Raw genomic sequence first — 15019 nt, forward strand, 5'->3', positions numbered from 1 at the left:
GCCCGTATGATATTAGATAGAAATGGTCTAAACAATATAAGAATTGAGCGTACACCTGGTACTTTGTCAGATCATTATGATCCGCGAACAAAAGTACTTAGATTATCTAATTCAATATACAGTGGCAAAAGTATTGCATCTATGAGTGTAGCAGCTCATGAGGTAGGTCATGCTATTCAAGATGCAGAAGGATATTTTCCTTTAGTTCTTAGAAATAATATGGCACCAATAGTTAATTTTGCTTCAAGATTTGTATGGATGTTCATATTATTAGGGATTATAGTGAGTTCTTTTTTTATTGAAGTTGGTATTATGCTTTTTATAGGAATTGTAATTTTTCAAATTGTTACATTACCTGTAGAACTTAATGCAAGCAGGAGAGCTTTAACAGAATTAGAAAATGGAATATCTCCTAGAGAAAAATTACAACCAGCAAAAAGCATGTTAAATGCTGCCGCTTTAACTTATATAGCATCAACATTAGTAGCTATTTCACAACTTTTAAGGTTGATTTCTATGAGTAATAGAAGATAAAAAAGGAGAGAAATCTCCTTGTTTTTTTATTTAAAATAAAATGCAATATATGAATATCACTATAAAAATCAAGCTGTAAATAAATCAAATTTTGTTAAAGAATATGTAAGTATAAAGATTAAATAATGGTTTTATATTATTGTTTATTTTGTAAAGATAGAATATAAAAAGTATAAAATTAGTTATATTTCAATATAGATAAATTTACTATTATTATATATAATATATAAATGAGGTGATTTGTTGAAAAAAACAGAATTAAATAGTTTGACTTTAGAAGAATCAAAAAAGTTAATGCTAGATTTAGGTGAAAAATCATACAGAGGAGAACAACTATTCTCTTATTTTAATAGAAACAAAGAGGTAAATTTAGATAAAATAAATTTGTTGCCAAAAAAGACTAGAAGTGTTCTTATGGAAAAAGGCTATGTAAATAAAATTAAAATTATAAAAAAATTTGAATCAAAGTTAGATAATACAAAGAAATATTTATTTGCTTTAGAAGATAAGAATATAATTGAAAGTGTTTTAATGATATATCCTCATGGAAAATCAGTATGTATTTCTACACAAGTTGGATGTAGGATGGGGTGTGAATTTTGCGCTTCAACAAAAGAAGGTCGAGTTAGAGATTTAACATCAGCTGAAATGTTAAATCAAATTTATTTAATTGAAAAAGATATAGGCGAAAATATAGATAATATTGTCCTTATGGGAAGTGGTGAACCATTAGATAATTATCAAAATACATTAAGGTTTTTAAAAATCATACATGATCCTAAAGGACATAACACAAGTTATAGAAATATCACATTATCAACATGTGGAATTACTCCTAAAATATATGATTTAGCAGATGAAAATCTTCCTATTACACTGTCTATATCACTTCACTCTCCTTTTGATAGTGAAAGGAGAAAGATAATGCCGATTGCTAAAACATATTCCATTAAGGAATTAATACAAGCGGTTAAATATTATGAAAAAAAATCTAATAGAAGAATAACATTTGAATATACTCTTGTAGAGGGTGTTAATGATAGAAAAGAAGACGTTGAGGAATTGTCAGATGTATTAAATGGTCTTAAGAGCCACATAAATTTGATACCATTAAATCCTATAAAAGAATATAATAAAAGTCGACCAGAAAGAAATCGGGTAGAGGAATTTAAGAAAGAATTAGAAAAAAGACATATAAAAACTACTATAAGAGGGGAAAAAGGAACTGATATTTCAGCATCTTGTGGGCAATTAAGAAGAGATTATATTGAGGGAAATAAATAAACACTGAAATGAGGTATATATATATGAATATAATTGCACTTACAGATATAGGGCTTGTAAGAGAGAAAAATCAAGATTCTATTTTTGCATCGGATGAATCAGAATTACCTCTTTTTATTATAGCTGATGGTATGGGAGGCCATAAGGGTGGAGAAATAGCAAGTAATGATGCAGTAAAGATTATAAAAGAGATATTTATAGAAAATAAAGAGATACTTGCTAATAAAAAATCTATAGTAGAAACAATAAATAATTCAATTAAAATTGCTAATAAAAAGATATATAAAAAATCATTTGAATTGTTAGAATATAATGGAATGGGTACAACAGTAAGTCTGTGTTATATCTATAAATCTCATATCTATATAGGCCATGTAGGAGATAGTAGAATATATAAAATAAGGAATGATAGTATAAAACAAGTAACAGAAGATCATTCTTTAGTAAATGAACTCATAAAAAAAGGTGAGATAACATTAAATGAAGCTGTTAAACATCCTAAGAGAAATATTATCACTAGGGCAGTTGGAACAAGTTATGATATTGATATTGATATAAAGATAATTAAATATAAAGAGGGAGATAAATTATTGCTTTGTACAGATGGGCTATCTAATATGCTAAGTACAAAAAATATATTGGAGATATCTAAATTAAACTCTGCTCTAATTGAAAAAGGAAATACATTAATAGATACTGCCAAAAAAAATGGTGGAAGGGATAATATAAGTTTAGTTATGATTGAATTTTAAGAAAAGAGGTGAATATATGTTAGGAAAAGTTTTGAATAATAGATATGAGATAATTGAAAAAATTGGTGAAGGTGGAATGGCAAAGGTCTATCAAGCAAAATGTAAAGTATTAAATAGATTTGTGGCTATAAAAGTATTAAAAGATGAATATGTAAATGATGAAACATTTGCAGAGAAATTTAAAAGAGAATCTAGAGCCGCAGCTAGCCTATCTCATCCTAATATTGTTAATGTATACGATGTTGGATATATAGAAAATGAAGATGGAAATATACCATATATTGTTATGGAGTATATAAATGGAAAAACACTAAAGGAAATAATAAAAGAAAAAGGAAAGCTAAATTCTAATGATACTATATTTTATAGTTTACAAATAGCTGAAGCCATAGAACATGCTCATTCAAACCATATAATACATAGAGATATAAAGCCTCACAATATAATGATAAATGATAATAATAGAGTAAAAGTTACAGATTTTGGAATTGCAAGGGCTGTTACTTCATCGACTGTAACAATTGGCTCTGATACTTTAGGGTCAGTACACTATATATCTCCAGAACAAGCTAGAGGAGGATATACGGATGAAAAATCAGATATATATTCTATAGGTATAGTTATGTATGAGATGATAACAGGAGAACTCCCATTTAATGCAGATACAGCTGTTGCTGTTGCTTTAAAACATATACAAGAAAAAATTGTAAGGCCTAGAGAAGTAAATCCTAATATTTCAAATGATTTAGAGTCTATTATATTAAAATGTGTATCAAAGAACCAAAGTGATAGATATCAAAATATATCTAAATTAATCTATGACTTAAAAAACATTGATACATTGACAGCACCTATTTTAAATGAAGACAAAATAGAAGATTCTCCTACTATGGTAATCCCTACAGTAAAAGATAAAGATATAAATGGAGACTTAAAACAAGAAAATAAAAATGAAGATGAAAACGAAGATGATCAAGGAATAGGAGCAAAAAAAACATTTCTTGCCATATTATTAGCGTTGCTTGTAGTTAGTGGTATGTTTTTTGGGTATTTTAAACTCAAAGATATTTTCAAATCTTCCGAGGTAATAGTTCCAGATTTTGTAGGAATGTCAATGGAAGATGCTGAAATAAAAGCTCAAGAAGTAGATTTAAATCTTGAAATAAAGGATAAAATTCAAACTGATGAATTTGAAGAAGGAGAAATAGTTAAACAAAACCAAGAACCAGAATCTAAAGTTAAAAGTGGATATACTATTGAAGTCATTATAAGTGAAGGGGAAGAACTTATAAAGGTACCTAACTTTGTTAATCAAAGCTTAGAAGAAGCTCAAAAAACAATTAAGGAGTTAGGTTTAGAGATTGGAGATATAAAATATGAGTTTTCTAATATTACTCCCAATGAGGCTATAATGGAGCAAAGACCTAATGCCTATGCATTTTTATCAAAAGGAGATAAAGTTATATTTACGGTAAGCAAAGGTGAAGAAGTAAAAACTGTTATTATGCCTAAAGTAGTAGGTCGAAATATTATAGAAGCTAAAAATAAAATTTTAGGAATAGGTCTTTCGATTGGAGATGTTAAGGAAGAGTATAATGATAATTTTCCTAAAGATGTAGTCTATTTTCAATCATCAAATGAAGGTGATGAATTAAAATCTGATACAGCAATTGACTTATACGTAAGTAAAGGAAGTGAACCAACTCCAGAACCAGATCCGGAGCCACAGCCTGAGCCTAATCCAGATCCAGAACCAGAACAATCAGAAGGGCCAATAAGATTTATCATATCTCTTCCTACTAGAGAAGAGGTAGAAGAAATAAAAGTATCCATTTTTCGAACACAAGATGGAGAAAGAAAAGAAGTTTATAATAAAAAACATATGAGTTCTCAAGGTGAGGTTGAGGTTTCTTCTAAAGGAAAAAAAGGTTCTAAATTTGAAATTTACTTTGATGATAAATTGCAAGAAACAAAAATAAAACAAGAATAGTGGTGAGATATGTTAAAAGGAAGAATAATAAAAGGTGTAGGAGGAATCTATTCTATAAAAACTTCTCAAGGTATTATAAAGAGCAGAGCTAGAGGGGTATTTAGGGTAGAGAAATTAACTCCCTTAATAGGGGATGTTGTAAACATTAAAATAAGCGAAGAAGATAATATGGGATATATAATAGATATATATAATCGTAAAACTGAATTGTTAAGACCACCTGTAGCAAATGTAACTCAAGCCATTATTGTGATGAGTGTAAAAAATCCTAAAATTAATACTTGGTTATTAGATAAATTCTTGCTTATGGCTGAATATGAAAATTTAGATACCGTTATATGTCTAAATAAGTCTGATATAGATGAAAAAAAATCTTATGAATTAAAAGAAATTTATGAAAAGGCAGGGTATAAGGTTATAATAACTAGTACGATTTTAGATATTGGAATTGAAGAAATTAAAAAAAACTTAGACAATAATATAAGTGTGTTTGCTGGCCCATCGGGTGTTGGTAAATCATCTTTATTAAATAAAATTCATAAAGGATTTAAACTAGAAACTGGAGATGTAAGTTCAAAAAACAAAAGAGGAAAACATACAACGCGTCATATAGAATTATTAGAGTTAAAGGAAAATTCTTTTGTTTTAGATTCTCCAGGTTTTAGTTCTTTAAATTTAGATTTTATAAAAGATGAATCTGAAGTTAGACATTACTTTAAAGAAATAAGTAAATATGGTGAAGGCTGTAGGTTTTTAAGTTGTTTGCATAATAAGGAACCAGGCTGTGCAGTTAAAAAAGCAGTAGATAAAAATAATATAGATAAAAACAGATATAAAAATTATCTTTTATTACTTGAGGAAGTAAGAAAGATTAGGAGGTATTAAAATGGCTAAACTAGCACCTTCTTTACTATCAGCAAATTTTGCTGTATTAAAGGATGAGATAAAAAAGATTGAAGATGGTGGTGCAGACTATCTTCATATAGATGTTATGGATGGAAATTTTGTTCCGAATATATCCTTTGGAACACCAGTTATAAAAAGTATTAAAAATATTACAAAACTACCATTGGATGTTCATTTAATGATAGACAAGCCTGAAAGATATATAAAAGACTTTGTAGATGTAGGTGCAGATATTATAACCGTTCATGGAGAATCAACTATTCACCTTCATAGGGTAATACAGCTTATAAAATCTTTTGGAATAAAGGCTGGTGTATCGTTAAATCCATCTACTACTTTATCAAGTTTAAATTATGTAATAGATGACCTAGATTTAATTTTAATAATGAGTGTGAATCCAGGCTTTGGAGGACAATCATTTATTCCTATAATTAAAGAAAAAATCAAAAAAACTAGAGGATTAATAGATAAAAAGTCTTTGGATATAATATTAGAAGTAGATGGAGGAATTAAACTAAACAATATTAGTGAAATAGTAGATTTAGGAGCAGATTTAATAGTTGTAGGTTCTGATATATTTAAATCATCTGATATAGAAAATAGAACTCGAGAATTTAAGCAGAAGATTCAAAAAGGTTAAAGGATAACTTTTAATTATATTATAAGAAGGACCGATGTGACCGCACCCATTATTATAAATTAATGGGTGTTTTTACATTAGAAATATATGATTAAATTGAAAGTGAAGTTTTTAATAATCAAATAGAAAATTTAAGTTAAATAATAGTTTATAAAATTATAAAATAAGATAGGACTTTAGAAATATTATTACGACTATTATATAAATCGTAGAGGAGGTTAATATATGAATGCTTTAATAATATCTAGTGGAAAAATAGAAGATTATAAATTATTAAAAAAGATAGTTGAAGATAGTGACTATATAGTATGTGCAGATGGAGGTGTCAACCATCTTTTAAAGATAAACAAACGGCCAGATCTTGTATTGGGGGATTTAGACTCTATAGGAAATAAAGAATTACAAATATTGAAAAATGAAAATATAGAAATAAATAAATTCCCTTCAATGAAAAATGAAACCGATACAGAATTATGTCTAAATTATTTACTTGAAAAGGAATATAAAAATATAAACTTTATAGGAGTTACCGGTACAAGAATAGATCATACATTTGCTAATATATATTTATTAAAAAAAATGTATGGATTAGGAGTTAAAGGATCGATAATAGATAGTAACAATAGAATATATTATACTGAAGACACCATCTCTTTAAAACATAGAGAAAATTACTTTGTTTCTATAATACCTTTAAACAAGGAAGGAATAGAAGTTAGTCTAGAAGGTTTTTTATATCCACTTAAAAGGGAATATCTAGAATTTACTAGTACAAGGGGAATAAGTAATAAAATAATCAAAGAATATGGAAATATAAGAGTTTATAAAGGTATGGCTTTAATAATCCAATCTAAAGATTAAGTTATATTAGGAACTTATTTATATTATTTGTATATTATAATATAAAGGGATAAGGAGTGTTAGATATGAAAGGTTTTAGATATGGCCATAAAGCTAAAATTGAAAAGACTATAGGCATCTCCTTAGGTGTAGTAGGTTTTTTAATAGTTATAAACACAATGCCTGTAAGATTTTTACTTTTACTAATTGGTATAGGCTTACTTTTAATGGGTACATTAATATTTATGAAATAAAGCTACCGTATACGGTAGCTTTATTTATAATGCTCTTTCAACGTATCCAGATCTTAGACATCTAGTACATACACTAATTCTTTTAACAGACCCATCTACAATGGCTCTTACTTTTCTAATATTAGGGGACCAAGTTCTAAGGTTCTTTCTATTTGAGAAGGTAACATTGTGACCAAATGTTTTTCCTTTTCCGCATATATCACAGCTTCTTGCCATTTAAAACACCTCCTTGATTACTCTTTAAAAATTATAATCATTTTATTCTTATTAACTATAATAACATATTACATTTTAACATAATAATATATATAAATGCAACTAAAATGTAATAATAAAGTAACTTAGCTAGTATCTTACATTATTTTTGTATAATTTTATAAGAGATATATATAATTTTACAGATCCTTTATGTAGAAATTATGGGAAAGAGTATTTAGTTGAATTATTTAACTTTTTAGGGTAGAATATTAAATATAGAATAGTATAAAATGAGGAGGAGATTGTTAATGCCAACCAAAACTAATACTGAAATGGGAACAATAAGTATTGATGAAAACGTGATAGCAACACTTGCCGGTGTATCAGCTATGGAAAGTTATGGTATAGTAGGTATGGCTTCAAAAAATGCTACAGATGGATTATTTGAACTCCTAAAATGGGATTCCTTAACTAAAGGAATAAAAGTATATTTAAAAGAAAATAAACTTAATATTGATTTGCATGTAATATTGCAATATGGTGTTAAAATATCAGTGGTAGCAAAAAATATAATTGAAAGAGTAAAATTTAATGTAGAAAAATTAACTGGACAAAAAATAGATTCAATAAACATTTATGTACAGGGAATTAGAGTTCAAAAGTAGCTTAAGGAGGTACTACACTTGAAAATAAAGCATATAGATGGAGAGCTTATGAAAAAAGCACTTAAAGGCGCCACAGCTCTCCTAGAAGAAAATAAAGAGGAGGTAAACTCCTTAAATGTGTTTCCAGTTCCAGATGGAGACACAGGAACTAATATGAGTCTAACTATTAAATCAGCTTTAAAACAGGGCCTAGCAGCTGAAGATGGAGATGCTTCTAAAATAGCTTTAGGAGCAAGTCAGGGCTCTTTAATGGGGGCTAGGGGCAACTCTGGTGTCATACTGTCTCAACTTTTTAGAGGCTTTGCAAATGGCTTAAAGAACAATAAAAAAATAGGAGTAAAAGAAATTGCTGAAGGATTAAAAGAGGCTTCAGATACTGCCTACAAGGCTGTGATGAAACCTACAGAAGGAACAATTCTTACTGTTGCTAGAGAATGTGGCGAATTCGCTATGAAGATTTGGGAAGAAAATGATGATATATTATCTTTTTTCAAAAGAGTAATAGACCATGGTAATATTACTTTAAATAAAACACCAGATATGCTTCCAGTGTTAAAACAGGCAGGAGTTGTAGATGCTGGTGGTAAGGGTTTTATGTATGTATTGATAGGAGCATATAATTCAATATCAGGTACAGAAGATTTTGAAGATACTGATAAGCTTGTAATTTCAGATTTAGAACAAAGCCATAAAGAACCTATTGATACAGATAATATTAAATATGGTTATTGCACGGAGCTTATGATAAATACAAAGTATAAAGATATAGATCTACTAAGAGAGGAATTATCTAAAATTGGAGATTCCTTAATGGTAGTAGGTGGAGAAGGTATTATAAAGATTCATATCCATACAAATGATCCAGGGATTGTAATACAAAAAGGAACATCTTTAGGTGACTTAAGTGATATAAAGATTGATAATATGAGATATCAACATGAAGAAATTCTATTAAAAAATGAAATAAAATCACAGGAAGCCGAAACGAATGTAAATGAATTAGATATTATAAAAGAAGAAAAATACTCATTTGTAACAATTTCTATCGGTGAAGGTATTGATAAGATATTTAAAGAACTTAATGTAGATTGTGTAGTGCAAGGTGGTCAAACAATGAATCCGAGCACAGAAGATATATTAAATGCAGTAGAAAGTACACCTGGTAAAAATGTATTTATACTTCCAAATAATAGCAACATAATTCTTGCTGCAGAACAAAGTAAAGAGCTTTCTGAAAAAAATATTGTAGTTATTCCTACAAAGTCTATTCCTGAAGGAATTTCAGCTTTACTCTCATTTGATGAAGAAGATGATATAGAAGAAAATACTAAAAATATGCAAGATGCTATTAAAGAAGTAACCACTGGGCAAATAACCTATGCTGTAAGAGATACAGAGTTAAATGATAAAAAAATCTATAAAGATGATATAATAGGAATTTCAAAGGGAGATATTCTAGTTTCTGGAAAAGATATAAATGATGTTTCTAAAAATTTAGTTGAAAAAGTAATAAATGATGATATATCCTTAATAACAGTCTTCTATGGAGATGAGATAAAAAAAGAAGAAGCAAATGAATTAATTTTATCTTTGGAAAACTCCTTAGATGGTATAGATATAGAACTTATATATGGAGGACAGCCTCTTTACTATTATATCTTTTCTTTAGAGTAAAATTACCCTACTTATTATGTAGGGCTTTTTTATTTTAAATAAAAGGAGGTAGAAATTTATTAATATACAATTTATAAAAGGCGTTGGTCCTAAAAAAGCAGAGAAATTGAATCGATTAAATATATTTACAGTTGAAGATATATTAAGGTATTATCCTAAAGATTATGAAGATAGGTCTAAAGTTTCACTTCTAAGAAATATTCCTTCAGGAGAAAATGCTAGTTTAGAGATTGAGATATTAGGTAAAGGACAAGTTTTAAGACCAAGAAGGAATATGTCAATATTAAAAGTTCCTTTTAAAGACAAAAGTGGAAATGGATATTTAACATTTTTCAATCAAGAATATTTAAAAAGCAAATTTAATGTTGGTGATACCTTTAGGGTTTATGGGAAATTAAAAAGAATAGGAATGGAATATCAAGTTTCAAATCCAGTATTTGAGGAAAAGGATAAAATAAATAAAGTAGGAAGAATTATTCCCTTATATTCTTTGACTAAGGGACTATCAAATAATAATATTTTTAAAATTATAAATGTAGCTTTAGAAGAAAAAATAGACATAGTGGATGAAAGTCTACCATTTCATTTGTTGGTAAAATATAATTTAATGGATATCAAAGAATCTATAAAAAACATACATTTTCCAGAAGATGGTGATAAACTTAAAAGAGCTCAAAATAGATTGAAGTTTGAAGAGCTTATGGTTTTACAACTTGGTTTATTTATGATGAAGAACTTAAATAAAAACTTAGAAAAAGGTATATCTTTTTCTAAGTTTAATGATACTAAAAAGATTATTGAATCCCTGCCTTTTAAACTTACAAGTGCCCAAGCAAAAGTAATAGAGGATATAGAAAAAGATATGAATAGCGAAAAGCAGATGAATAGACTAATTCAAGGTGATGTAGGCTCTGGAAAAACTATTGTAGCTGCAGTCGCTATGTTTAAAACTGCTAAATGTGGATATCAAAGTGCAATGCTTGCACCAACGGAAATACTAGCTACACAACATTTTGAAAGTTTGTATACTCTTTTTAAAAAATGGGATATTAAGTGTGAACTTTTAGTTGGTTCACTGAGTGCTAAAAAGAAAAAAGATATTTTAAAAGGGCTTAAAGAGGGTCAAATAGATATATTAGTAGGTACTCATGCTATTATTCAAGATGGTATTGACTTTAAAAAATTAGGACTTGCTATAACCGATGAGCAACATAGATTTGGAGTTAAACAAAGAGCTGTATTAAATAAAAAAGGTAAGAATCCAGATATACTTGTTATGACAGCAACTCCTATCCCTAGGACTTTAGCACTTATCTTATATGGAGATTTAGATATATCAATAATTGATGAATTACCACCTGGTAGAAAAGAAATAGAAACCTTTGCAGTTGGTCCTCATATGATAGATAGGATGAACGGATTTATTAGAAAACAAATACTAGAAGGAAGACAAGCGTATATAGTTTGTCCTTTAATAGAAGAATCTGAAGATTTAAATTTAAATTCTGCTGAAGATTTATATATTGATCTTAAAGAAAATATTTTTGAAGAATTTAATGTAGGGTTATTACATGGTAAAATGAATTCAAAGGATAAAGATAAAATTATGTTAAGTTTTAAAAAGGGAAATATTGATATATTAATCTCTACAACAGTTATAGAAGTTGGAGTAAATGTTCCAAACTCTAATATAATGGCAATATATAATTCAGAAAGATTTGGTTTGGCTCAGCTTCATCAATTAAGAGGAAGAGTTGGGAGAGGCGAATATCAATCTTACTGTATACTGATAAACTATAGTCAAAATAAAATTGCCCGAGAGAGAATGCGTATCTTGCAACAATCTTCAGATGGATTCACAATATCAGAAAAAGACTTGGAACTTAGAGGACCTGGAGAGTTTTTTGGAACACGACAACATGGTATTCCTGAACTTAAAATTGCTAATTTATTTACTGATATTAAAATATTACAAATAGTTCAAAAAGAGGCAATGGAAATAATAAAAACGGATCCAAATTTAGAAAGAAAAGAACATAAAAAAATTAAAGTTCAAATTAAAAAGATGTTTAAAGATTTTAAAAATGAATTAATATTAAATTAGACTTTATAAAACATGTTATAATATGTTACTATATATATAATTAAACTTAAAGAGGAGAGTTAAAGTGAGAGTTATATCAGGCAGTCGCAAAGGTCACAAATTAAAAACACCAAAAGGTCAAAATACAAGACCAACAGAAGATAGAATAAAAGAATCTTTATTTAATATATTAGGTAATTTAAAAAAAGAAGATTTAGTATTAGATTTGTTTGCAGGAACAGGTGGTATAGGAATAGAGTTTTTAAGCAGAGGTGTAAAATCATGCTATTTTATAGATTCATCTCATGATAGTATAAAAACAATAAAAGAAAATTTATCCCATACTAAATTTTTAGATAATTCCTTTGTATATAAAAAAGATAGCATAGTTGCAATTAAGTTTTTAAGAGAAAAAAAACTAAAGTTTGATTATATATATATAGATCCTCCCTTTAAAAATCATAAACTACTATTCAATATTCTAGATAGCTTAAATAACAATTCAATATTAAAAGATAATGGATTAATCATAGTTGAACATGAAAATAAAGTAGATATAGAAAAAAACCTAAATAATTTTCAAGTAGTTGACACCAGAAAATATGGTAGTAAAAGTATAACTTTTATAAAAAATAACTAAGCGAGGAGGAGTTTTATGAAAGTGATATATCCAGGAAGTTTTGACCCTGTTACATATGGTCATCTCGACATAATAAAAAGATGTTCTGAAAAATTTGATGATGTTATAATTGGAGTATTAAATAATGTATCTAAAAAAGGACTTTTTACAGTAGAAGAAAGGATGAATCTTCTAAAAGAAACTACAAGTCAATTTAAAAATGTTGAAATTAGTTCTTTTTCAGGACTTTTAGCAGATTTTGCTAAAGATAAAAAATGCAGTACTATGATAAGAGGATTAAGAGCTGTATCTGATTATGAATATGAGATGCAAATGGCTTTAGTAAACAAAAAACTTGATCCAGAAATAGAAACTCTTTTTATGGTATCGCGTAGTGAATATGTATATTTAAGCTCCAGTATAGTAAAAGAAATTGCACTTCATAATGGTAATATAAGCTCTTTTGTACCTGAAATAGTAGAAAAAGAAATGAAAAATAAAATAAGAGGTGATTTTTAATGGATATAATAAAACTAATAGATGAAATTGAAGATGTAGTTGAAAATGCAGGTAGTGTTCCTTTTAGTAAAAAAGCAATGGTTGATTCGGAAGAAATTTTGGAGATCATTAAAGAAATAAGACTTAGACTACCAGATGAATTAAAACAAGCTTCATGGATAAAAGAGGAAAAAAAGAGAATACTTGCAGAGGCTCAAAGTGATGCAGACAATATATTGAATGATGCTGAATATAAATTAGAAGAACTTATAGAAGGGGAAAGCATAACTAAGATAGCTCAGGAAAGATCTAAAGAAATTATTGTAAATGCTCAAAACAATGCTAAAGAGATAAGGTTAGGTGCAATGGAATATGCTGATAGCCTTTTATTAGAAACACAAGAGGAACTAAAAAAGGTGATAATTCTACTTAATGATAATAGGAAAGAGTTAAGAGGCGAAGATTAAGCCTCTTTTTTATTTATAAATATTAAATGAACAAACAAACTTAGTAATAAAAAAAAGATACAAATACCTATTGATAATTTAGTGGAACTTAATATGGTAGAAATCCAATTATTAAAATCATACTCTTTACGAATAATTGTAGGGAAACTTATAGAAGGAATAGATATATTTCTATATGCAATTAAATAAAAAATATATGTATAAAAGGATGAAAATATTCCATGCAAAAACTTGGATATAATAAATATTTTACTACTTATGTCTGTTTGACTTATAAAACTCAAAGCTTGACTTTGTAAAGAAAATCCTCCCCAAGCTATTACAAAGTTTATTAAACATATTTTATAAAATATGTTTATATTTAACATTGCTATTTTTTGAGATCCTATGCTTATTTCAAAAATACCTGCAAATATAGACTTCAAGATTGAGATATCTAAATTTAAAACCTTTGATATGTTTAATATAAATAGATCAATTAATTTAGAGTTTAAAAGTACTTCTATTATCACTGAATAAATAATGATAAAGCCTCCAATTAAAATGATAGAATTCATACCATCCTTAACACTTTGAGAAATTAAATATCCCAATGTTTTAGGAGACTTATCACTATTTGTTTTTTCCGTATATGTAATTGAATCTGATCTTTTATATCTATTTTTTTTAGGATTATAAAATCTAAGTAAAATACCTATTGTGATAATACCTAAATAATGAGGAATAATAATAAGTAGTTTTAAATGAGGACTATTTAACATACCTACTAAAACGGCACCTAGCATAAATAATGGACCAGAAGTTGATGTAAACCCTATCAATCTATTAGCTTCAACTTTTGTTACTATATTTTTATTTCGTAAACTGCATGTAAGCTTCGATCCAATTGGATATCCTGATACCATGCTCATTATGAGTGGGAATGACCCTTCTCCGGAAACATTAAATAGAGGCTTCATAATAGGCTTTAAGAAACTTCCAAACCTTTTTACAAATCCAGATAATATTAATAGTTCTGAAAGTATAAAAAAAGGTAAAAGTGATGGTAAAAGTGTATTAAACCAAATATTAAGTCCGCTTCTAGCGCTATCTATAGAAAGGACTGGATCTTTAATGATAGATATCATAAGAAACAAAATAAGTATATAAAAGAGATTGATTTTATTATATTTTTTTCTGTTCACATAATCACCTCTTCATATTATATTTAACTGCTATTAACAATATGAAGAGATTATAAAAAGTTATTTTATATAAGGACTTATATAGTAGTCTTTATCAGTTGAGTTTTTTATAGAATCTAGTCCTAAAAAATAAATATCAGTAGCTTTTTTTTCAAACTCTAGAATTTTACTTATTTCTTTTATATTATATTTCTTATAATCAGAGAACTTTGTAATAACCTTAATAGGAGATTCTTTTTTTATTTTATTTATAATAGAATGTCCTTTTTTGTTTGATCCAAGTACCCTTATGTGTTGTGGATTATTTAAATATGCATTTTCAATATCTATTTGATTTAATCCAAGTAAAAGATGAATAAAGATTCTTTGTATACGGGTTGAAGGATATCTTTTGGTTGAAATTTGAGAAATAATATTTTCTATATCTTGAT

16 protein-coding genes and 1 pseudogene are annotated in these 15019 nt (G+C 27.6%); 14 read left to right on the forward strand and 3 right to left on the reverse strand.

The features are described from left to right. From ACTHW2_RS04600 to ACTHW2_RS04635, 8 genes are all read left to right on the forward strand, one after another. On the forward strand, positions 1-534 hold a 534-nt coding region (locus ACTHW2_RS04600), incomplete at its 5' end, for a zinc metallopeptidase (RefSeq protein ID WP_442262648.1). Between the two features lie 243 nt (positions 535-777). After that, positions 778-1818 (forward strand): 23S rRNA (adenine(2503)-C(2))-methyltransferase RlmN, encoded by a 1041-nt coding sequence (gene rlmN / locus ACTHW2_RS04605; protein WP_442262650.1) that lies wholly within the window; start codon positions 778-780, stop codon positions 1816-1818. Between the two features lie 23 nt (positions 1819-1841). Beyond that, complete coding sequence (locus ACTHW2_RS04610; protein ID WP_442262652.1) at positions 1842-2570, forward strand: Stp1/IreP family PP2C-type Ser/Thr phosphatase; 729 nt, start codon at positions 1842-1844, stop codon at positions 2568-2570. A 16-nt stretch (positions 2571-2586) separates the two neighbouring features. Continuing rightward, positions 2587-4560, forward strand: coding sequence for a Stk1 family PASTA domain-containing Ser/Thr kinase (pknB, locus tag ACTHW2_RS04615; RefSeq protein WP_442262654.1), 1974 nt, complete (start codon positions 2587-2589; stop codon positions 4558-4560). 9 nt (positions 4561-4569) lie between these two features. Continuing rightward, entirely contained in the window at positions 4570-5445 is an 876-nt protein-coding gene (rsgA, locus tag ACTHW2_RS04620; protein WP_442262656.1) for a ribosome small subunit-dependent GTPase A, read from the forward strand. 1 nt (position 5446) lies between these two features. Then, the gene (gene rpe, locus ACTHW2_RS04625) at positions 5447-6106 is read left to right on the forward strand and encodes a ribulose-phosphate 3-epimerase (protein ID WP_442262658.1); all 660 of its coding nucleotides are present in this window, start codon (positions 5447-5449) and stop codon (positions 6104-6106) included. A gap of 225 nt (positions 6107-6331) precedes the next feature. Further along, positions 6332-6967: a thiamine diphosphokinase gene (locus ACTHW2_RS04630; RefSeq protein WP_442262660.1), complete on the forward strand. Its 636-nt coding sequence runs from the start codon at positions 6332-6334 to the stop codon at positions 6965-6967. A 65-nt stretch (positions 6968-7032) separates the two neighbouring features. Next, complete coding sequence (locus ACTHW2_RS04635) at positions 7033-7200, forward strand: hypothetical protein (RefSeq protein ID WP_442262662.1); 168 nt, start codon at positions 7033-7035, stop codon at positions 7198-7200. A 24-nt stretch (positions 7201-7224) separates the two neighbouring features. On the opposite strand, the gene rpmB is transcribed toward ACTHW2_RS04635, so the two are convergent. Next, positions 7225-7416, reverse strand: a complete 192-nt coding sequence (rpmB, locus tag ACTHW2_RS04640; RefSeq protein ID WP_442262664.1) for a 50S ribosomal protein L28 — start codon at positions 7414-7416, stop codon at positions 7225-7227. Between the two features lie 290 nt (positions 7417-7706). Between rpmB and ACTHW2_RS04645 the strand changes: the two genes are divergently transcribed. The 6 genes and pseudogenes from ACTHW2_RS04645 to ACTHW2_RS04670 all read left to right on the forward strand — a co-directional run bounded on the left by ACTHW2_RS04645 (position 7707) and on the right by ACTHW2_RS04670 (position 13404). Beyond that, entirely contained in the window at positions 7707-8063 is a 357-nt protein-coding gene (locus ACTHW2_RS04645; RefSeq protein WP_442262666.1) for an Asp23/Gls24 family envelope stress response protein, read from the forward strand. An 18-nt stretch (positions 8064-8081) separates the two neighbouring features. Continuing rightward, a complete protein-coding gene (locus tag ACTHW2_RS04650) occupies positions 8082-9737 on the forward strand; it encodes a DAK2 domain-containing protein (protein ID WP_442262668.1) in 1656 nt (551 codons plus the stop codon). 73 nt (positions 9738-9810) lie between these two features. Next, positions 9811-11841 carry an ATP-dependent DNA helicase RecG gene (gene recG, locus ACTHW2_RS04655; RefSeq protein WP_442262678.1) on the forward strand — a complete coding sequence of 677 codons (2031 nt, stop codon included), beginning with the start codon at positions 9811-9813 and terminating at the stop codon, positions 11839-11841. Positions 11842-11899: 58 nt separating this feature from the next. Then, positions 11900-12460: pseudogene (gene rsmD / locus ACTHW2_RS04660) on the forward strand (16S rRNA (guanine(966)-N(2))-methyltransferase RsmD); the annotation flags it as partial. 15 nt (positions 12461-12475) lie between these two features. Beyond that, positions 12476-12958 carry a pantetheine-phosphate adenylyltransferase gene (gene coaD / locus ACTHW2_RS04665; protein WP_442262670.1) on the forward strand — a complete coding sequence of 161 codons (483 nt, stop codon included), beginning with the start codon at positions 12476-12478 and terminating at the stop codon, positions 12956-12958. Continuing rightward, positions 12958-13404 carry an ATPase gene (locus ACTHW2_RS04670; protein WP_442262672.1) on the forward strand — a complete coding sequence of 149 codons (447 nt, stop codon included), beginning with the start codon at positions 12958-12960 and terminating at the stop codon, positions 13402-13404. Before coaD ends, ACTHW2_RS04670 begins: the two co-directional genes overlap by 1 nt. Here the strand turns inward: ACTHW2_RS04670 and ylbJ are convergent. After that, complete coding sequence (ylbJ, locus tag ACTHW2_RS04675) at positions 13401-14588, reverse strand: sporulation integral membrane protein YlbJ (RefSeq protein ID WP_442262674.1); 1188 nt, start codon at positions 14586-14588, stop codon at positions 13401-13403. The two genes, ACTHW2_RS04670 and ylbJ, sit on opposite strands and share 4 nt — an antisense overlap. Positions 14589-14648: 60 nt before the next feature. Beyond that, the coding region (locus ACTHW2_RS04680) for a nucleotidyltransferase family protein (RefSeq protein ID WP_442262676.1) at positions 14649-15019 on the reverse strand (371 nt) is incomplete at its 5' end.

This window comes from Tissierella sp. (assembly GCF_052089545.1).
GTDB lineage: Bacteria > Bacillota > Clostridia > Tissierellales > Tissierellaceae > Tissierella_A.